This is a genomic window from Cellvibrio sp. ARAG 10.3 (genome assembly GCF_051846955.1).
In the GTDB taxonomy this organism is placed as follows: Bacteria; Pseudomonadota; Gammaproteobacteria; order Pseudomonadales; family Cellvibrionaceae; genus Cellvibrio.
Window position 1 is genome coordinate 42,356 of sequence record NZ_JBPYCU010000023.1, and the last position, 19,833, is coordinate 62,188.

The 19,833-nt window shown below is 53.1% G+C and carries 14 protein-coding genes and 1 tRNA gene; 2 read left to right on the forward strand and 13 right to left on the reverse strand.

The genetic code is table 11. The features are described from left to right. The first annotated feature begins 41 nt into the window (after positions 1–41). Positions 42–680: a response regulator gene (locus tag ACSV5M_RS19870; protein ID WP_439178406.1), complete on the forward strand. Its 639-nt coding sequence runs from the start codon at positions 42–44 to the stop codon at positions 678–680. Here the strand turns inward: ACSV5M_RS19870 and ACSV5M_RS19875 are convergent. The 13 genes from ACSV5M_RS19875 to ACSV5M_RS19935 all read right to left on the reverse strand — a co-directional run bounded on the left by ACSV5M_RS19875 (position 649) and on the right by ACSV5M_RS19935 (position 19,553). Then, positions 649–1,824: a Wadjet anti-phage system protein JetD domain-containing protein gene (locus tag ACSV5M_RS19875; protein WP_439178408.1), complete on the reverse strand. Its 1,176-nt coding sequence runs from the start codon at positions 1,822–1,824 to the stop codon at positions 649–651. The genes ACSV5M_RS19870 and ACSV5M_RS19875 overlap by 32 nt on opposite strands. Continuing rightward, on the reverse strand, positions 1,824–5,465 hold the full coding sequence (locus ACSV5M_RS19880; protein WP_439178410.1) for an ATP-binding protein: 3,642 nt from the start codon (positions 5,463–5,465) through the stop codon (positions 1,824–1,826). The genes ACSV5M_RS19875 and ACSV5M_RS19880 overlap by 1 nt, the downstream gene beginning before the upstream one ends. 361 nt (positions 5,466–5,826) lie before the next feature. Further along, positions 5,827–6,543, reverse strand: a complete 717-nt coding sequence (locus tag ACSV5M_RS19885) for a DUF4194 domain-containing protein (RefSeq protein ID WP_439178412.1) — start codon at positions 6,541–6,543, stop codon at positions 5,827–5,829. Continuing rightward, positions 6,527–8,032: a Wadjet anti-phage system protein JetA family protein gene (locus ACSV5M_RS19890; RefSeq protein WP_439178413.1), complete on the reverse strand. Its 1,506-nt coding sequence runs from the start codon at positions 8,030–8,032 to the stop codon at positions 6,527–6,529. The genes ACSV5M_RS19885 and ACSV5M_RS19890 overlap by 17 nt, the downstream gene beginning before the upstream one ends. A 9-nt stretch (positions 8,033–8,041) precedes the next feature. Next, complete coding sequence (locus ACSV5M_RS19895) at positions 8,042–8,398, reverse strand: DUF3012 domain-containing protein (protein ID WP_439178415.1); 357 nt, start codon at positions 8,396–8,398, stop codon at positions 8,042–8,044. Between the two features lies 1 nt (position 8,399). Continuing rightward, positions 8,400–9,395 (reverse strand): porphobilinogen synthase, encoded by a 996-nt coding sequence (gene hemB / locus ACSV5M_RS19900; RefSeq protein WP_439178417.1) that lies wholly within the window; start codon positions 9,393–9,395, stop codon positions 8,400–8,402. A 34-nt stretch (positions 9,396–9,429) separates the two neighbouring features. Next, positions 9,430–9,855, reverse strand: a complete 426-nt coding sequence (locus ACSV5M_RS19905) for a hypothetical protein (RefSeq protein WP_439178418.1) — start codon at positions 9,853–9,855, stop codon at positions 9,430–9,432. Between the two features lie 53 nt (positions 9,856–9,908). Then, a complete protein-coding gene (locus ACSV5M_RS19910) occupies positions 9,909–10,523 on the reverse strand; it encodes a transglycosylase SLT domain-containing protein (protein ID WP_439178420.1) in 615 nt (204 codons plus the stop codon). Then, entirely contained in the window at positions 10,523–12,574 is a 2,052-nt protein-coding gene (gene ligA / locus ACSV5M_RS19915; RefSeq protein WP_439178423.1) for an NAD-dependent DNA ligase LigA, read from the reverse strand. The genes ACSV5M_RS19910 and ligA overlap by 1 nt, the downstream gene beginning before the upstream one ends. A 71-nt stretch (positions 12,575–12,645) precedes the next feature. Continuing rightward, on the reverse strand, positions 12,646–13,839 hold the full coding sequence (gene zipA, locus ACSV5M_RS19920; RefSeq protein WP_439178424.1) for a cell division protein ZipA: 1,194 nt from the start codon (positions 13,837–13,839) through the stop codon (positions 12,646–12,648). Positions 13,840–13,905: 66 nt separating this feature from the next. Next, the gene (smc, locus tag ACSV5M_RS19925) at positions 13,906–17,415 is read right to left on the reverse strand and encodes a chromosome segregation protein SMC (protein WP_439178426.1); all 3,510 of its coding nucleotides are present in this window, start codon (positions 17,413–17,415) and stop codon (positions 13,906–13,908) included. Between the two features lie 324 nt (positions 17,416–17,739). Next, the gene (gene ccmI / locus ACSV5M_RS19930) at positions 17,740–19,014 is read right to left on the reverse strand and encodes a c-type cytochrome biogenesis protein CcmI (protein ID WP_439178428.1); all 1,275 of its coding nucleotides are present in this window, start codon (positions 19,012–19,014) and stop codon (positions 17,740–17,742) included. Further along, positions 19,011–19,553: a cytochrome c-type biogenesis protein gene (locus tag ACSV5M_RS19935; protein ID WP_439178430.1), complete on the reverse strand. Its 543-nt coding sequence runs from the start codon at positions 19,551–19,553 to the stop codon at positions 19,011–19,013. Before ACSV5M_RS19935 ends, ccmI begins: the two co-directional genes overlap by 4 nt. A gap of 203 nt (positions 19,554–19,756) precedes the next feature. Here ACSV5M_RS19935 and ACSV5M_RS19940 point away from each other — a divergent pair. Beyond that, positions 19,757–19,832, forward strand: a tRNA-Val gene (locus ACSV5M_RS19940). The last annotated feature ends 1 nt before the right edge of the window (position 19,833 follow it).

The following is a 19,833-nucleotide window of genomic DNA, read 5'->3' on the forward strand; positions in this document are numbered from 1 at the left end:
TCTATATTGGACTAAAAATTGGCGCGCAGACAAGGTGCAGTATGTTTACCAAAACCGAGTTACAGGTTGTGATAAAAACCCTCAGCCACCGCCGGGATTGGCTGGAAAAAAATCTGAATAATCCGGAATTCGCCAGCAGCAAGGCGCACAACCAGGAGACCCTGGCGCAGCTCGACAGCGCGTTACGCAAGCTGACACCACCGGAGAAAGCCGGCGAGGCGGGCGATGCAGCCAAGCTCAGCGTTCCGCAGCGCCGCCAGGTATTGCCGCCCGAAAAAATTCGCGTATTACTCGCCGAAGATGACGCAGCCAGCAGCGAATTGATCATTACCCTGCTGCACGGCATGGGCATCAAACATGTCGACCTTGCCAAAGATGGCTTGAAAGCTGTCAGCATGTTGTTTGGCGCCAATCCTATCTATGACCTGGTGCTTTGTGACTGGCACATGCCTCTGAAAAATGGCCTGGATGTTCACAACGCGATGCGCGCCGCCGAGCGTTATCAGGACACCTGCTTTATGCTGGTCACCGCCATCACCGAAGCCAAACAAATCCGCGCCGCCATTGAGGAAGGCGTGGATGATTATATTGCCAAGCCCATTGACCAGGCCACTTTACAGCGTAAATTGACCCGAGTATTTCCACGCATCAGCCCTGGCACGCCAACATCCGCCGAGTGATCCACTCCTGATCAATAAAACGGCCCGTTTCGATTAAGGCGGGCAAGAGCCATTGGTCGGTGTATTCGCAGCCGGTGGCTTCAGGCAGCAATTGAGCGGTCTTGCCCGCCTGTTCCGGTGTGTGACCTGCGCCTTCGCGCAAGGCCGCGAGCATGGGCTGATATCCCGGCTTCCATGCCGTTAAGCCTGGAAACACCTGCCTCAAGGATTTGATGATAGACATACCGGCATAATCAAGATCGCCCCAGAAAAATATCGGCAGTTCCAGCTCGGTATCTTGTAGCCATTGCGCGTGAAATGCTTGCGCGTTCGCTGCACTTCCCTGATACATAAATTGCACTGCCCTCGCGTCGCGACTGCGCTGCGCACTACCCATAAAACCCTGGCTATAGACCAGATGTAAATGACGTAATGCGTCAACCTCCTTACTGAGTTTCATCAACCAACAAAAAGTATCCTGGTTTTCGATCAGTAAGATTGCCTGGGGCGCGTCTACTAAAAATACGTTGAGCAATAAGGTCCGGCTTTCAATGTGTGTTTGAAGTTGTGGACACACATTCAATAACCATTGTTGCCGCGTAATGGAATCCAGGTATTTTGAATCGCCCCAAAAACAATGAGCACTCAGGCGGCGCCAGGTGATTTTTTCGTTATCGTTTTGCTGCACCAGCGCAACAAGTCGCGTAAGCGCAGTCAGTAAATCATTCGGCGGATAAATGCCGGGATAACTGGATGAGCGTAAGGCGTCGCTATCCAGTTCCGCTGGCGTCGGCCATGTTTCAAGTGCCGCTAACCATGCTTGCTGCGCCGGATCAACGCGCGGCATGCTCAGCCATTCACGCAGGATCGGCTCGGCAGCGTAATGGAACGTTAAGGTTATTTCGCCATCAGACCCACGTGCTGGCGACAGCGTCCAGATGCTGTAAGGCGATTCGGCAAGTTCCTGAAGTGTTTCCTTAAGAAAATTAATGTCGTCCGCGCGGCCGAAATCAAATAATGCGGGTAAGGTTCTGGCAGTTAATTTCCGCGTTAACGGACGGCGGCGCTGTTCCGGTTCGATGTTATTCAGTTGCACAATAAACCAGCGCAGCACCTCCACGATTGGTTTGGCCGCACTATCCTGAAACCAAACCGGTGGGTGCATCAATCAGCCTCCACTTCTTGCATAAAATCCAGCGCCGCTTGTTGGCGAATAGTACGGCGGTGGTTCTCCATCAGCTTTTTAATTTTCTCCGGCGCACATTGTTGGCGATCCAGCACCACGCGGCTTTTTAATTCGCCTACGCTTTCAGCCGTTGGGCATTTGCTGAATACAAATTGGTTGGAGATTAAATCCATAAACGGACCGGATTTACTGCTGGGCATGATAAATAACAACTGCAGCCCGAGGCTTTCTGTGAGGTAGTTTATAACTTCGCGGGAACGGTGCTCGTCCATCTTGGAGAAGGCTTCGTCCACCAACACCATGCGCAGGTGACTGTTACCTTCATTGAAACGGAACGCGGAAGTAATTGCCGCGCTGCGAATAATATAGGCCGGTGTTTCCAGCTGGCCGCCGGAACCGGTGCCGTATTGGCTTAACGCAATGGGTTGTTTACCTTCCGGTTCCTTATAGATTTCATAGCGACGATAATTGCGGTAATCCGCAATGCGCGTCAGCTCGCGCAGGGCTTTTTGTTCGTCTTCATCGAGCAACATCGTCATCAAACGCTCGCGCACTTGTTGATGTTTTGGCTCAAGCTTCATCTCGAACAAGGTCTCGCCATCCCCCAGACTGGGATTGTCGATCACTGCTTTAAAGAACTGCCAATATTCCTTGAATTCCGGCACCCAATCGTAATCAAAACGGAAACGTTCGCGATCCGCACCAAAGCGGTGGTGCTCCAGTTCCTTATTCAAATCATCAAGGATTTTTTTGCCGTCGTTGATTGCCTGATAAATCGAATGGCACAGGTTGGTGACAAAGGCATTGTTGAAGCTGTGGCGTAACGACTCCAGTTCCGCATGACGCTGGGCGAGGATATGGTTTTTATCGCGATTATAGAGTTTGTCGAAATGCCGGCGGATCTCGCAGACTTCGCGGAAATTTTTCTGCCCCAGATCATCGCTGAAATCCAGGTTAAACATCAGGCTGTCAGCGGTTTTACAAAACTGGTTGTGCTGCAAGACAGCCTGCTGCAAACGGTGCAGATGGCTTTTCAATTCCGCTGTTGTCGTTTGCAATTGCTGCTCAAAATAAGCCACTTCATGCTGCGCGCAATCCTGGTCTGCCAAGCTTAGCCGTTGTTCCGGATCGAAGTCTGGCCAGAGCGCCGCCACACTGCGCAGATTCTCTTCAGCGCGATCCACAATATCCAGCGTTTTGTCTTGCTCGGCATCCAACGCGCGGCAGCGGTCATCCACATTATGAAGTTTTGCCTTGCAGTCGACGCGCGCTTCAGTGAGTTGCTTGAGATCCTGCGCAAGGGCTTTATCCGATTCGCGCAGTTTTGCCAGTTCCTCATCCAGGGCAGCAAAATCGCTGAGGTCCAGCTGTTGCAATTTCTCATCAATAGCCTGCACCCGTCTCTGCGCCACTAACATGGTTTGCAGCACATCGGCATAGCTCACAGGTTTCAGCTTATCTACGGCGCGCAGGAGTTGTTGAATTTCATTCGCATGGTCAGTAGCTTCCTGCCACTCGCGGGTTAACTGCTCCAGTTCACGGCGTTTTTCTTCCAGGGCACGCTCACGGGCGTCCTGACCAAAAACCAGTTCACTGTCGGGGATATCGCAGCGGAACATCGCGTAATTGCCCGACCCCATGGCATCTTTCGTCAAACCCCGGCGCGTGTTGCGCAGTGCCTGGGCATCGGCGACACGTTCGACATTGCCGTAACTTGCTTTTAAATAATATTCCGCAGTAGCGTGGGTAAAACTCATTACCTGCACGATGGAATTGCTCGGTAAACTGGATAATTTCTCCATATCGCGCCGCGCTTTATCACCCTGGATAACCCGCGCGCTTTTCCCCTGCCCCGGCATATTGCGCACCAGCCTGATCGCTTCGGCTTCACACTCCGGCGTAACAATAATGCCGAACCGCGCGGCGCCGATATAACCTTCAATAGCGGATTGCCATTCGCGGTCCATGACTTCCACGTAATCGCATAACACCCGGGCATCCGCCTCGGGACACTGGTGATGCAAAAGCTCCAGGGCCGCACGCACAAAGTTTGGGTAAGTCACCTGGTTGGATTCCAGGCTATGAATATCACGCTGTTTGGCATCTACCTGTTTCTGCAAACGCTCCGCCAGTTGCTGACGTTTGTCGCGCTCTTGCGCCAGTTGATCACGCAGATTATCGCGCTGTGCATCTGCCTCACCAAACCAGTGCGACACCAACTGGTTGTGCAGCAATTGCTGTTGCAATGCGGCGTCCAGCTTATCTTCCAGCGGGGTGATATCAATCCAGTCGCGGTTTAACAACTGGTGGAAGTCAATATGCAATTCGTCATCGCTTAATTGTTTGGTGAGCTTTTGTAGCGGCTTGTCAGCCAATGCAGGGATAACCAGGCTGATGGACGTTTGCCGCAGGGCATGGATAATCTGTTGCGCCGCCTGATGATTAAATTGCAGTTGTTGATCCTGCTTGAGCAGTTCAGGCACACCCTGATGAATCTGCTGCTCCAGTTGTTTCTTATCCGCTGTTAATTGGTCTTTATCGCGTAGCGCCGGCACACCCAACCGGCGCGCGTTGACATCAAGAATCTGTTGGTTCAGCTCCTCGCGACGCTGTTCGCACAACAACAGCGCCTGCTCATTGCCAGCCAACTGCTCACGCAAACCTTGCTGTTGCTGTTTCTCTTTCAGATAACGCGCCTGGCTGTCGTTATAACGCCGCCGCGCAAGGCTGTAATGCACAACCTGCTGCTCCAGCCAATTCGCAATAAAACTGTCTGCGGTATCGCGACCATTCGCCATCCGTGTAATCGCCTCACGCAACTGACGCGCGTCGGATTCCATGGTATGAATCCGCTTGAGCATCGCCGACACATTGCGAATCGCTTCACCCAGATCGCGATACTCCAGCACCTCGGTCGCCACAAATTCATCAATACCCTTGATCGGCTTATACGCCATGAACCGCGAAAACGCCCGCGCTGCATTCATCGCCTCCCGCTCGGACACCGCATCCTTTTTACTGCCGCGCAAGATGCCATACAACCGACACAGATAGGCTTTCTTCTTATCGTACTTTTCAACCTGATCACTACCAAACTGCCGACGCAAGCCGGCATATACACGATCCAGCGGCACCACATAACGCCCGCTTTTGTCTTCTTTGAGCAAATCGGCCAGATTCAGGATCACATCCGGCAAGACAAAAAACTGCGTTTCCTCAAGCCGCGCCACCCGCTGCTGACCCGCGCCCTCAATCACCGCGCGCATCCCCATCAGCGCCGTAAACGGCTCGCTCGCCTCCCCCTGGGTCGGATAAAACACAGCGGCCAGATAACCGTCACACCCATAAGGGCGCGCATAAGCACCATCATCACAACCCAATACATAAGACGCCAGCGTCCGCACCTGCTTACCGCCCCGCCCTCGCTGACTGGATTCGTCTTGCCCCGGATTAAAATGAAATAGATTATCGTGCGCAGCCGTCATGATCGTCTGCACCGCATCTGCCGCGGTGGTCTTGCCCGATCCGTTACCGCCGGAAAATAAATTAATCGGCCCGAATTCAAATTCGGTGTTCGGCACATTGCCCCAATTGACGTAGATAAATTTTTTCAGATACATAAATGACTTCCGCCAATTGATGATAAGAATATATTGCGGGTTTTGTGCTTCGTAGTACGTTTGGTATCAGGGTACTAAGTTCGAAAACGCATGAATACATCCATGTAGCTCCCTCAAGTCATCCATGACTTGAGGGTTTCGAACTTAGTACCCTGATACCAAACTCATATTGTGCCAACGTCAGCATTTAAAGAGTTAGCTCTTCTGTTTTTAAAAAGTTAGATAGAAAGAAAAACTCTCAATAGGGGATCGGGTGAAGGTGTGGCAGACCATCAGCGGCAGGACGCCGCTGTTGAGCCCCCATGGATGGGTTCACGGCGTGTCTGACACACCTTCACCCGATCCCCCACCACGCACTCAATTAAAATATAGAATGCTTTTCGCTTTTAATTTCCCCAACAATCTCTACCTCTTTACCATCATCATCCTGCGGCACCAACCCACCAACATCCCGCCGAACCTTCTCCAACCACTCATTCGTTACCAGATTCACCACCAACGGCCGCACCTTAATCCAACTCTCCGACTGATCCAGATCCGCCTCCTGCACATAATGAATCAACCGCAACTGCCGCAACCGCTTAAACACCTGCCGCCGCTCACCCACATTCTCCGGCAGCGCCCGGCGCAACAAATTTTTCATCGCCAGGGCCACCGCTTCTAACGACAAGGCCGCGCACCCCTGCTCATCAATCAAACCTTCGCGCAAGACTTTATCATACTCAGCACGTAACACCAGAATGAGCGCGATCTCGTGTTGGCTCAAGCGTTGGCGAAAACCGCCGCCGGAAGGTTCATCACTTTCGTCTTCCAGGCCCGGCACTCGCGCACCGGGAGGGATTAAACGCACGAATCGAAAATGTGGATCGTGTTGAAAACGTATGCCTATCAGCGATAAATATTGATCAACCAGTTCCTGCACGCGCACGAACTGATCGTAAAAATCCGCTTCAACCTGGCTGTCGTCACGGCACAGCACGCCGTAATCCAGCAGTCGCTGCAAAAGCGCGCGCCAGTCGTCGAGATTCAGATTGTGCGTCGCGAGTTGCTGCTCAAGGGTTTCAATCAAACTTGCCATGGTTATTCTCAATAAGCGCGATGACAAATTCATCGCGCCGGACAAAATAATCATCCTGTTCAATGCGTGGCGTGCTCACCAGCCAATCCGCTGATTGGGTGACTTCAAAGCGCAGTTCGGATGATAAATTATTGATGGCACCCACTTCGATGGCATGGGCCAGGTTCAACAGTTCCGGCATGCTCGATGCGGATAATTGGCGACTGTTCACACGGCCGGTTTGTGCCAGGGCGCTGTGAATATAATCACGCACGGCACTGCCCTGCACGATAAATGCGCGGTCTAATGCCTGCTGGATAAATATTTCTTTTTGCGCGACCGGGTCCAGGGCTTTGTCCTGATCTACGCTGCTGCGTACTACCGTTTTTTGCCAGGGCGTACGTAACTGAATTTGGCCGGGGTCGATAAAGGCCAGTTGCATGCCGTTCAGGTCGGCATGGTATTGTTCAAATATGGCGTTCTGTTGTTCTTCAGTGAGCTGCGACAATTGCCGGCACACATCGACAATATTGTCGCTGCCTTGGGCGTGAATATAACTCAGTTGACGAATAATAATATCCGCGCGTTGGGTAAATGTATTTAACGCACGCCGCAAGGCTGGCAACATCACTTCGCAGGCGTTGCGCAATCGCGATTCGATGGTTTGTAGTAACGTATCCAACAGCGACACATGGGGCACTGCCCGTTGCGGCAATAATTTCCGCAAGCGGATTTCCATAACGGCGCGCCAATCTTTTGCCGCCATTTCCGGATCGCCTTGTCCGTACTTTCGTTTGCGTCGAATACCTTTGATGATATCGGCAATCTGATCGCGATATTTTTCCACACTGTCTGCCGACAAGCGCACTTCCAGGTCAGGCTTGAACACCTTATCCATAAAATCAAAAAATTCGTCGCTGGCCTGCTGCACTAACTGACGCGCTTCAACTTCGCGTACCAACTGACGCTTGCGCTCTTCCAGCTCCGAGATCACGTCGGTGAAATCGCTGATAATACGCTCGGAATATTCATAGGCGTCCAGCAAATCATGCACTTCGCCCTGGTCGTAAAATGCCTGCAAACTGTTGCGCGTATTACGGGTATTGCGGTTGCGGGTACGGAAGTGATTGCTGTCGCTGTCGGCGAAGGGTTGAGTGAACACACGGCCCATACGACTGAAACCATAGGTACTTTGCAAACTGGCTTCATCAACCTGTTTTTCCAGCCAACCGTTTTCCAGTAAACGGTTGATGATAAAACTGGCTAATTCACGGTGGGTTTTGAAACGGCCTTCGGTTTCACTGTGATCGTCTTGCTCATCCAGAACCGGGGTGCGCGCTATGGCTTCCTTAAAAATATCGACCAGTTGTTCACGATTCATCGCGTGGCCGTAATCGCGCAAGTCGGTGTACAGGCGTTGATACAGCAAGCGCAAGCATTCCGCCACCACCTCGCGGTATTTACCGGTCAGGGGATTAAAAAAATGCGGACGCTGTTCGTTAAAAAACATGAAGGCGGTTTAGTCGTTCAGACATTTTTGGGCAAACAGGCGGGTGTCGGCATCATTCCAGTCGGTATCCGCTTTGGCCATCATGGATTCACACCAGGCTTCACTGCCGCGCACCAGACGCGTGTCGTCCGGCAACGGATTCACACCATTTCTGCTGGCGTTGTTGATGATATCCTCGGTGTCGTCGAGAGATTGAATCAGCGACAGATCATCATCCTGGTTGGCTGGTGTAGGTGCAGGCTCCGGTGAGATATCCGAAGTACGCGCAATCAGCATTGCACCCACGATCAACATCAACACACTCAACCCAAACACGACAAACAATAATTTATTGCCCTGTAATATCGTTGTTAACTTACTCGGCATATCAATCAATCCACTCAGCCATCTGCTCGGCGTAATAGGTAATAATTAAATCCGCTCCGGCCCGCTTAAAGGCAATCATGGTTTCCAGCACGATGGCTTTTTCATCAATCACGCCTGCTGCTGCGCCGGCTTTGATCATCGCGTATTCGCCACTGACGTGGTAAACCGCGAGCGGCCGCGATGAATGTGCACGAATATTCGCCAACACGTCCAGATAGGCGATGCCAGGTTTAACCATCAAAATATCGGCCCCTTCCAGCTCATCTTGCAGAGATTCCGCCAGTGCTTCACGCCCGTTGGCCGGGTCCATCTGATAAGTGCTGCGGGTGCCTTTAAAGGTGCTGTCGACAGCATCGCGGAACGGCCCGTAAAAAGCAGAAGCAAACTTGGTGGAGTAAGACATAACGGGTATGTGTTGAAAACCGGCTTCATCCAGGCCTTGGCGAATGGCGGCAATCATACCGTCCTGCATGCCGGACGGCGCAATCATATCGACCCCGGCGCGCGCTGCGGTGACTGCTTGCTTTTGTAAATTCACCAGGGTCTCATCGTTATTGACATCCTGGTGCTGACCGCAGTCATGAACCACACCACAATGACCATGGGTGGTGTATTCGCAAAAGCAATTGTCACTGATGATCAACATCTCCGGCTGCGCTGCTTTTGCCGCGCGAATCATACGCGCCATTAATCCTGCGTCGTTCCAGGTATCCGTGCCCGCTTCGTCTTTATGGGTGGATACCCCAAATAAAATAACCGCGCGAATACCTTTGCTCCAGGCGCGTTGGATAACTGCGGGCAATTGCGTTTCGGGATAACGCACCACGCCGGGCATGCTGGAGATAGCAACCGGTTCTGTAATCCCCTCCTCCACAAAGATCGGCAGGATGAAGTCGGTCATCGTCAATTGGGTTTCGCGCACCAGTTGCCGCACGGCAGCAGACTGGCGCAAACGACGAAAACGAAATTCGGGCGCGAACCGATTTTTTTCAGTCATGATGCGTTCCACCTAAATATTTAAAACTCTTCAATTAAAAACTGAGCGAGCCTTCGTGGCTCCACTCACAGCGCACCCGCATATCACCAGACCCGGGTTTGTGATAACTGCTCTGGGATTCCCAGGTAAAGGTATGGGTGCCGGACAATTCTGTTTCCAGATGTACGGTGGCAGACACCCAATACATCTTGCTCAACAGTGATTCAAATTGTGCGATCCACTGATCCCATTCATATTCTACTGCTTTGTAGGAAGCCCCGAAGTGCATAACTTCCGTTTGATAACTGCTGGTCGGCATTTCGATCTGCGGAATGGAAAACATCTCCTGGGATAAAAACGGCCACTCATCCGCGTGCGGCAAGGACAGCATGGCCTCGCGATTAATGCGAATGCGCTCGGCATTACCCAACAATGGCGAACCGTCTTTGATACAACCGTACACAATTGACTCTTGATCCATAGAAGCTCCAATGAAGTGCTATCAACCAACATCTCTACATCTATATAACAACGTTAAAACGGCCACCACCAGGGGCTTTTCAAACGCTCCTCACACAGGGGCAACTGACGCGAGTACAGGGCGGCACGATTGGCGACTTGCTGAGCGGTGTTGCGCAACCAGGTTTTTTTCTTGTAGGTCCCGCGATTAAATCCACCGTGGCCTTCGTGATAGGCCAGATAAAGATTGTACGCATCGTTTAAACGAATGTTGCTGCGCTTTTGGCTTTGCGCGTTGTACCAGCCGATAAAATCAATCGCATCCTGATAACGGTCGCGACGCGACCAGGTATTGCCGCTACTTTTCTGATATTCGTACCAGGTTTCGTTTTTGACCTGCGCGTAGCCGAAGGCGCTGCTTTTGCGCGGCCCCGGAATGACCCACAGAATTTTAGTGCGCTTGGTGCGCGCATTGTGCACAAACTGTGATTCCTGGTACATGATGGCCATCATCACTGGAATCGTGGAGCCCCAGCGTTTTTCCGATTTGCGCGCATATTTGTACCAGTCGGGTTTATCATCAAAAATATCGCAGATATTGTTAGGTTTTGCCGGCGGCACATTGGCGCAACCGCCCAGCACAAAACCACTGACAATCAGTAACGCGATCAGGATTTTTTTGAGATGCATCAGACCGCCCGTTGATGTTGTTGTAATAGGGCGAGTAAGCCCGCTTCATCCAGTACCGGGATATTCAATTCCTCAGCTTTTTGCAGCTTGGAGCCGGCGCCAGGGCCTGCCACCACGTAATCAGTTTTTGCCGATACGCTGCCCGCAACCTTGGCTCCCAAGGCCAACAGGTGTGCCTTTGCATCATCGCGACTCATCGTTTCCAGGGTACCGGTCAATACGTAGGTTAAACCTTTCAGCGGTAAATCAGCGGTATTCACTGGCTGATCGCGATCTTCCCAGGTAACCCCCGCCGCCTTTAATGCGGTAACCGCATCGCGATTGTGCGGCTGCTGGAAAAATTCCGCCACAAAATGGGCCACCACCGGGCCGACATCCGCCACTTCTTGCAGGGCTTCTTCGCTGGCATTTGCCAAGGCGGCATAATTACCAAAATGTAACGCGAGATTGCGCGCTGTCGCTTCACCAACCTCACGAATACCCAACGCATAGATAAATTTTTCCAGCGTGGTTTGTTTACTTTTTTCCAACGCGCTTAATAAGTTATCGGCCGACTTTTCACCCATACGCTCAAGGCCGGCAAGCTGTTCGCGCGTCAGCTGGTACAAATCGGCAACGGCGTTAATGTGCCCTTGATCTACCAGTTGTTCAACCAGTTTATCGCCCAGGCCTTCAATATCCATGGCTTTGCGCGAAGCAAAATGTTTGATGGCTTCTTTGCGCTGCGCCGGACAAATTAAACCGCCGTCGCAACGCGCCACGGCTTCGCCCGGCACCGTTTCAACCGGCGAGCCGCACACCGGGCAGTGATCGGGAAAGATCACGTCGCGCACATTATCGGGGCGTTTGGTATCGACGATGCCGACAATTTGCGGAATCACATCACCAGCGCGGCGCACGATGACCGTATCACCAATCTTTATGCCCAGTCGCTGGATTTCATCACGGTTATGGAGGGTCGCATTGGATACCGTAACACCGCCGACAAACACCGGCTGCAAGCGGGCCACAGGTGTCACTGCCCCGGTGCGCCCTACCTGGAATTCCACATCGAGCAGTTGCGTCATTTCTTCCTGCGCAGGAAATTTATAGGCAATTGCCCAGCGTGGTGCGCGGGAGATAAAGCCAAGTTTTTCCTGCAATTCGCGCTGGTTCACTTTAAAGACGATGCCGTCGATGTCGTAAGCCAGGGACATACGTTTTTCCTGGATTTTGCGGTAATAGGCAATGCATTCATCAATGTCTTTTGCCACCACCATCTCGCGATTGATCAGGAAGCCCCAATCGCGCAAGGCATACAGAATATCGCTGTGGCGCGTTGGCCAAGGGCGCTCCGCCGGAACACCGTCAACCAGACCAACACTGTACGCGCACATCTCCAGCGGACGTGAAGCGGTAATGCGCGGATCTAACTGGCGCAGGCTGCCGGCGGCGGCATTGCGCGGATTAACAAATAATTTTTCACCTTTGGCCCGCGCCTGGTCATTCATTTTTTCGAAGCCGGATTTGGGCATGTAAATTTCGCCACGTACTTCCAGCACGGCAGGAAAGCCCGTACCGCGCAACCGCAGCGGAATGGAATCAATGGTGCGCACATTTTGTGTGATGTCTTCGCCGCGTGCACCATCGCCACGGGTCGCACCGCGCACCAGAATACCGTCGCGATACAGGAGGCTGACAGCGATGCCGTCCAGCTTCACTTCGCAGGCAAATTCTATGTGATCGGTGTGTTTCAGACGCTCCTGAATCCGGCGATTGAATTGCAACAATTCTTCATCACTGAACGCATTATCGAGCGAGAGCATGGGCATTTCATGCTGCACAGTGGCAAATGCGCTGAGCGGCGCAACGCCGACCCGCTGGGTGGGAGAATCCGGCGTAATCAATTGCGGGTATTGGCTTTCGATTTCCCGCAAGCGCAGCATCAGGCGGTCATATTCCGCATCGGGCACTTGTGGTTCGTCGAGGGCGTAGTAACGGTAATTGTGGTCGTGAATCTCTGCGCGCAATTGCTCGGCTTCAGCGACAATATGGGGAGCGGGTGTCGACATGGGTAGTGCGCTTCCGAGAGGCTGTACAAAAAGTTTCTCGCACGTCCTTGTGCTGTAAAAAAACTGCCGGCTTAGTGACGGCCACGCGACAGCTTTTTCAATTCATAATCGCGAATGCGTTGGCGACAATGTTCGATGGTTTGTCGGGTCATTACACTGCGCTGCTCGTCTTTCAGTTCGCCACCGAGGGTTTCCGCAATAGCGCGTGCGGTATCCACCATTAAATCAAACGACGCCATGCTATCGGCTTTGATTGGCAAGGTCATAAACAAGCTGACGCCGGGCGTTTCAAAGTTATCCATGGCATCCAGGTCAAAGGTGCCGGGTTTTACCATATTCGCCATGCTGAACAGCAAAGCGCCCTCGCCCTGTTTATCACTGTAGCGATGGAAAATATTCATATCGCCGTAACGCATGCCGCATTTGAGGATGATGTCCAGCAAGGCCGCGCCGTTAAAGAACTCACCTTTCATCGACATCACATTGATGATCAGGACTTCTTCCGGTTCTTTGGGTGGTTGATCGGCGCTGGCAACCGGTGGTTCTTCCGGTTCGTCGTAACGTTCATCCTCGTAGTCTTCGTCATCCTCATAATCGTCGTCATCATCGTACTCTTCGCCGTCATAACCATCGGCGTAATCGTCTTCTACTTCATCTTCGTCGGAATAAGGTTCGTCGGCATAGTCATCTTCGTCGGGATAATCTGTTTCGCGATAGTCGTCAGCCCGGTCGAAGCGCACATCATCTTCTTCATCTTGAGAGGATGCAGCGCTCACGGTGCGGGAAGAGCTGGTGTAAGGCTCATCGTCATCAAGCGCAGAAAACGTGGGTTCGATCCGCTGTTGAGCGCTCATCCGCGCCTGTTGGGGCCGGGTGTGTGCGAGTGCTTCTTGCTCGTCTTTCTGATCGCGCATCAACACATCGTCAGACACCGACTCCATCAACAACGGCACTGATTCATCAAGATTCAAGCGAGTTTGCTCCGGAGCACGGCGCGGTTCACGGGCGTTGTTGGGTGTAATGGCCGGTTTGCGCGGCGGACGAACCGTGCTGCCTTGGGGCACTTCGCGATAACCCACCACACGGGCGCCGCCGTTAGGTAATTCGCTGGTATATTCTTTTGTTGCCTCAGCGCCACCACCCTGTTTATGAATGGAGCGGGACATCCGGATTTTATCCCGCTGATTGATGCGCATGCGGCGCACCCCATCCAGCAAAATCGCGAGGATGAGAAGCACAATAATGACGGTTACCCATTCTTGCATGATGTTATCCGCTGATAAGATTCATTCAATAAAATCGCAACTGGTTATCGGGGCATAGCGGCGCTGTTATACCGCCGCCAATTCTGCTGCCTCGTCAACGTCCACCGTCACCAGACGCGAAACGCCGGGTTCATGCATGGTGACACCCATTAGCTGGTGGGCCATCTCCATCGCAATCTTGTTGTGCGTGATGTAAATAAACTGCACGTGTTCAGACATCTCCTCAACCATGCGTGCATAGCGACCCACATTGGCGTCATCCAGCGGTGCATCCACTTCGTCCAACATACAGAAAGGTGCAGGGTTAAGACGGAAGATGGAGAATACCAGGGCAATCGCGGTGAGTGCCTTTTCACCACCGGACAGCAAGTGGATGGTGCTATTACGTTTGCCTGGTGGACGCGCCATGATCGCAATACCGGTATCGAGTAAATCCTCTCCGGTAAGTTCCAGGTAGGCATGGCCGCCGCCGAACACTTTGGGAAACAGTTCCTGCAAACTTTTGTTGACCTGATCAAAGGTTTCCTTGAAGCGGGTGCGCGTTTCGCGATCAATACGTTTGATCGCATTTTCCAGGGTTTCGAGCGCTTCCATCAAATCCGCGTTCTGCGCATCGAGATAATTTTTGCGCTCTGACTCAGTCTTGTATTCGTCGATCGCCGCAAGGTTGATGGGCCCCAGGCGATTGATGCGGCCAGCGACATTTTCCAGTTCTTCTTCCAGCGGTTTGATCTCGGAGCCTTCAGGCATTTCCGCCAACAATTGATTGAGATCCAGATCATCCTCTTCCAACTGCTGGGCGATACCCGCACGCTGGACTTCAAACATTTGTGCGGCGAGACGCTCCTGTTCCAGGTGCGAGCGAACAGCTTGCACTTCCTGCTCGGCCCGGTTGCGCGCCTGCTCAGCATTACGCAACTCATGTTCAACCGTTTCCAGTTCGCGCCGCGCTTCAGTCAACGAAGCTTCCACGGACAAGCGCTTGGAGAGGCAAGCCTCCAGTTCGAGTTTGAATTCCTCAATAGGATCGCGGTTATCGCTCAGCGATAAGGTGAGCTGTTCGCGGCGTTCCTGTAAACGCGCCGTCTGTTCACGCAGGCGACCGATACCCAGACGGATACTGTCGAGCTGGGTCTTGACGGACTGGAAGCGCATCGCCAATTCATGGGCCTTGTCTTTGTCGTGACGGGCCCGCTGCCGTGCCTGATCCAGGCCGGTGCGAATATTGTCGCGCTCTTGCAATAATTTTTCGCGCTGGTCGGTGTCCTGCTCCATCATCTCGATGGCTTCGCTGAGGATCATGCGCGCTTCGGATAAATGCTCGGCTTCCTGCTCCATCTGCTCGCGCGCTTCGCGAATTTCCGCCTCGGCGCGCTCACGGCGCATGTTGATCTGTTCCAGGCGCACTTGTTTGGCGCTTAACTGCGAGCGCAATTCACCATACCGACGGCCCTGCTCATCCGCTTCGCGGCGCAAGGTTTCGCGCTGTTGTTCAATGTGTTTGAGCGACTCGCGCCCTTGCTCCAATTGCAGGCTAAGGTTCTCGACCTGCTCTTCCGCCTCGGCAATGGCCGCGCTTAATTCTTCCAACTCCTGGCGACGGGCGATAACACCGGAACTGGCGTCGGAATCCCGCGCGACCCGCAGCCAGTGCGGGCCGAGCCAGATACCGTCTTTGGTGATGACAGATTCATGGGCAGACAATTGCGCGCGCAATTGCAAGGCAGTGGCGAGGTCGTTCGCCGCATAGATGCCATCCAGCAGACCGGCGACATCCCAGGGCGCAGTGACCTTGGCGCTCAGCAAGCTGCCCTTTTCCGCACCACTGACATTCACCTTGGCGCGGGTATCAAACAACACCAGTTCGCCTTGGGTCAGGCTGCCCAACACATCTTTGACTGCATCAAGGCTCTCGACGCAGACCGCCTGCAAGGTGTTGCCCAGGACCGTTTCAAGCGCCTTGTCCCAACCCTCGCTCACATTAATTGATTCCGCCAGGCGCGGTTTGTCCAGCAGTTGCTGAGTGTCGAGCCACTGGGTAACGGCTTTGTTTTTCTCGCCCAGTGCGGCCTGTTGCAGCGCTTCCAGGGACGCGTGGCGGCCGCGCATGCTTTGCAGCTTGCTGCGGACCTGATCCAACTCGTTGGTGAAGCGGTTGTTGTCGTTGCGCTGCTGGTCCAACTGCTCGGTCAGGGTGTCGACACGGCTGCGTTTTTCATCGGCTGCCAGATCCAGTTCGGCCAGTTGCTCTGTAAGCTGACCGATTTCATCATCCTCAGAACCGTCAACCAGATTGGCTTTTTCGTCTTTAAGCTTTTCGATGCGCTGCAGCAAACGCTGTTGCACCTGCTCCAGGTGTTGAATGCGGGATTGCTGCACTTCCGCTTTCTGGCGTGGCTCGGCGGCGCGCTGGTTAAACGTGTCCCACTCATTCTGCCAGCGTTGCATGGCTTCTTCCGATGCCAGGAGCACGTCACCGGAGCTCTCCTCCGCCGCCTTGACCAGCTCCAGTTCCGGTTCCAGTTCCAGCAGTTCAGCTTCCCAGGCTTCCGCCTTTTGCGCATCGATCAGCAGGTTTTCTTCCGCTTCTTTACAGTCACGGTTGGTCTGGTCCAGGTCGGTTTGCAGTTGGCGGGAGCGCTCCTGGGCGTGTTGAATGCTTTGTTCCAGCCGCGCAATGTCGGCACCAATGGCATAATAACGGCCCTGGACTTCATTGAATTTGTCGCCCAGCTCGGTGTATTGCGTGCGGTATTTTTCGATCTGGGTATCTTTGTTCACCTGATTGGTGATGAAGGACTCCATGCGCAATTCCAGGTCGCGAATGGTTTCCTGTTTGGCCTTGGCCTGCTGATCCAGTTGCTGGTATTTCAGTGCCTGCACCTGGGCTTTCAGCAAGCGCTCCTCTTTCTTGTATTCGGTGTATTTCTCAGCGGCCTGCGCCTGGCGTTGCAAGCGGGATAACTGCCGCTCCAGTTCATCGCGGATATCCGTCAAACGCTCGAGGTTTTCCATGGTCCGGCGGATCCGGTTTTCCGTATCGCGACGACGCTCCTTGTATTTGGAGATGCCGGCCGCCTCTTCGATGTATACCCGCAAATCTTCCGGTTTGGCTTCAATCAGACGGGAGATCATGCCTTGCTCAATGATCGCGTAGCTGCGTGGCCCAAGGCCGGTGCCCAGGAAGATATCGGTGATGTCGCGGCGGCGGCATTTTGCGCCATTGAGGTAGTAAAGGTTTTGCCCATCGCGGGTGACTTTACGTTTAACAGAAATTTCAGTGAAGCTGGCGTACTCGCCAAGCAGGGTTCCATCGCTGTTATCAAACACCAGTTCAATGGATGCCTGGCCAATGGGCTTGCGGCCGCTGGAACCGTTAAAGATAACGTCGGTCATGTTTTCGCCGCGCAGGTTCTTCGCAGACGATTCACCCATTACCCAACGCACGGCGTCAATAATGTTGGACTTGCCACAACCGTTAGGGCCTACCACCGCGCAAAGATTGCTGGGAAAGTTGACCGTCGTTGGATCAACGAAGGATTTAAAGCCTGCCAGCTTGATGCACTTTAGCCGCATATTTCCGTGTCGCTCTTGTAATCAAATTTGCTTAAAAAAATGGCGCTAACAGCCAAACGTGACGAAACCGGAATAGCACCTCGCCGGGATGTGAAGGCAAGACGCTAGCTGTTTGATTTCGTTATGTTTTTTGAGCAGTCTAAAGGATCAGTCCAACAACCGCATAAAGGCCAGAATTCTACACACTTGCACTGTGCTTTACACCCCGCCTTTGACGTTGTTTCACAGACAAACTGCGTTTTTCCGGGGATTTTCGCCCGGACATGCACAAAAGATTCTCAATGGGCATGTCCGGGATATGGGAACTGTTGCAATTCGGCCTTGTTATTCGGTTAATTTTTCAGCGATCACCAGCTCGGTGGTCTCCGGCAAGGCATTCATATCCAATGGCCCCACACTGACCTGCCAGTCGCCCGGCTTTGCGGTCGCGGTGCCGTCTTCCGAGATTCTTGCCACCACTTCCACTTGATCTGCCTGCGCCAGCGAGGCCATTGTTGACATGGCCATAGTTTCATCCAGGATAATTGTTGCCGGCAAATCAGCCACATTGATGCGGGTAATCGCCAGCGGCATACGCGATCCCTGCCAGGCTCTCGCATAAACGTAAACCAACTGATCGCCCGGCGCGTCGACTCCTTCGGCAAGCCTGACTCTCAGGTTAATGGATTTCCCGGCCGCTGCGGGTTCACTGCCGACGGGTTGATTAGCCGCCTCCTGTTGCGCTCGCGCCACCCCACCTTGTAATGCACGAGCACCCGGCGCATCCGGCCCCATGATATCGACGGCCTGCTGCCAGTAACGCGCCGCTGTGCGGAAATCCTTCTGTTGAAAGGCGTTGATGCCGGCCAAACCTAAGGCTGTGGTATTGCGGGCATCAGCTTGCAGGGCTTTAAGGGCCAATTCTGCAATGGCGGGACTCATCTGATTTTTATCACGCAGGAACATGGCTTGCGCCAGCTCGGCCATCACAATGGCGGCGCCGGGATCCAGCGCAAGAGTTCGTTGGTAGGCAGTCACGGCTTTGGCGTAATCAGCAACCTCCAAGGCGTTGCGTGCCAACAGGAACCAGTATTGGAGGTTATCGGGCTCCTGCTCTACCCGATCCTCCAATTCGCGGATAAATGCCTGGGTGCGGGCTGGGTCGGGGTTACGGTTATGCAGCAGGTCCTGATAATCCAGGCGAGACTTCTCCGCCTGCAAATGTTGGATGTGGACATCCGCACTACTGCCCAACTCGCGGTACAACAGAAAGCCGCACGCAATAGTCAATACCGCAATAAACACCAGGCTTTTGTTACCAAACCCCAAGGTAAATTGACTCCTGGCGATGCGAACACTCGCCTCATCGTCCAGCAGGGTGCGCTCCTGTTCCAGCTTCAATTGCGCGTGCTGGTCAGCATCAATGCGTCCTTCAGCCAATGCATTGTCCAGGTCACGCATGTGCTCACGAAACAGGGCAATATTTTCCTCCAGGCGAGCCGTTGCATTGTCCACCTCGTTATTCGCCTGTAGCTGTTTACGATGTCGCCACAACGGCCAGAGGATAAAGGCGGCAGCGAGCAGAGAGAGTGCCGCCATGGCGGACCACATTGGCATCATGAGCGGGATTCCTTATTTGAAAGTTCTGAATCATCAGAAGCTGTATCGTTATTGTTTTCACTGCGACGTGACCCGGACTCGCGCAGCAAAGCGGCCAGGCGAGATTGTTCTTCTGTGTCCAGGGCGGTCGGACCTTTTACCAAGGCATCCCGGCGACGCTGGCGGACAATCATAATCAGGATGATAATTCCCGCCAGAAACAATACCCCCGGCCCCACCCATAACATCACCGTGGCAGGCGTTAAACGCGGACGATAGAGAATGTAATCGCCATAACGCTCCACCATGAAATCCACGATCTCTTTGTCGGAACGGCCGTCCTGAATCATCGCGTAAAGTTCGCGCCGCAAGTCTTCCGCGATCGGCGAATCAGACCCGGACAGATTCTGGTTCTGGCATTTGGGGCAGCGCATCTCGTCAATAAAACTTTGGTAGCGCTGGCGCTCTACATCATTATCAAATTCGTGGACATCAATCGCAGCAAACGCTGCGCCGGCTGTTAACAACAGGGTGAGTAAAAAAATCCAACGACCCGACATGGTGGGTGCCTCATAGTTATATAAAGGGCGGAGTATACAAGCTGGGTTTGCCAGTGGCGAGCATAGGTGTGGGCCAATCAAAAGCTGAAGAGAACGAACAATTTTTCATCAAGTATCTGAAACGCAAGCATAAATTTTTTGAATCTGCGTGAAAAAATGATTGACCCTTGTAATCTTATCGTTAGAATACGCACCACCTGAACGGGCGGTTAGCTCAGTTGGTAGAGCAATGCCCTTACAAGGCATGGGTCACAAGTTCGAGTCTTGTACCGCCCACCAC

Bases quoted from the DNA above. Each gene is read 5' to 3' on its own strand.
- ACSV5M_RS19870 (WP_439178406.1), top strand. From the start codon at position 42: ATGTTTACCAAAACCGAGTTACAGGTTGTGATAAAAACCCTCAGCCAC.
- ACSV5M_RS19875 (WP_439178408.1), bottom strand. From the start codon at position 1,824: ATGCACCCACCGGTTTGGTTTCAGGATAGTGCGGCCAAACCAATCGTG.
- ACSV5M_RS19880 (WP_439178410.1), bottom strand. From the start codon at position 5,465: ATGTATCTGAAAAAATTTATCTACGTCAATTGGGGCAATGTGCCGAAC.
- ACSV5M_RS19885 (WP_439178412.1), bottom strand. From the start codon at position 6,543: ATGGCAAGTTTGATTGAAACCCTTGAGCAGCAACTCGCGACGCACAAT.
- ACSV5M_RS19890 (WP_439178413.1), bottom strand. From the start codon at position 8,032: ATGTTTTTTAACGAACAGCGTCCGCATTTTTTTAATCCCCTGACCGGT.
- ACSV5M_RS19895 (WP_439178415.1), bottom strand. From the start codon at position 8,398: ATGCCGAGTAAGTTAACAACGATATTACAGGGCAATAAATTATTGTTT.
- hemB (WP_439178417.1), bottom strand. From the start codon at position 9,395: ATGACTGAAAAAAATCGGTTCGCGCCCGAATTTCGTTTTCGTCGTTTG.
- ACSV5M_RS19905 (WP_439178418.1), bottom strand. From the start codon at position 9,855: ATGGATCAAGAGTCAATTGTGTACGGTTGTATCAAAGACGGTTCGCCA.
- ACSV5M_RS19910 (WP_439178420.1), bottom strand. From the start codon at position 10,523: ATGCATCTCAAAAAAATCCTGATCGCGTTACTGATTGTCAGTGGTTTT.
- ligA (WP_439178423.1), bottom strand. From the start codon at position 12,574: ATGTCGACACCCGCTCCCCATATTGTCGCTGAAGCCGAGCAATTGCGC.
- zipA (WP_439178424.1), bottom strand. From the start codon at position 13,839: ATGCAAGAATGGGTAACCGTCATTATTGTGCTTCTCATCCTCGCGATT.
- smc (WP_439178426.1), bottom strand. From the start codon at position 17,415: ATGCGGCTAAAGTGCATCAAGCTGGCAGGCTTTAAATCCTTCGTTGAT.
- ccmI (WP_439178428.1), bottom strand. From the start codon at position 19,014: ATGATGCCAATGTGGTCCGCCATGGCGGCACTCTCTCTGCTCGCTGCC.
- ACSV5M_RS19935 (WP_439178430.1), bottom strand. From the start codon at position 19,553: ATGTCGGGTCGTTGGATTTTTTTACTCACCCTGTTGTTAACAGCCGGC.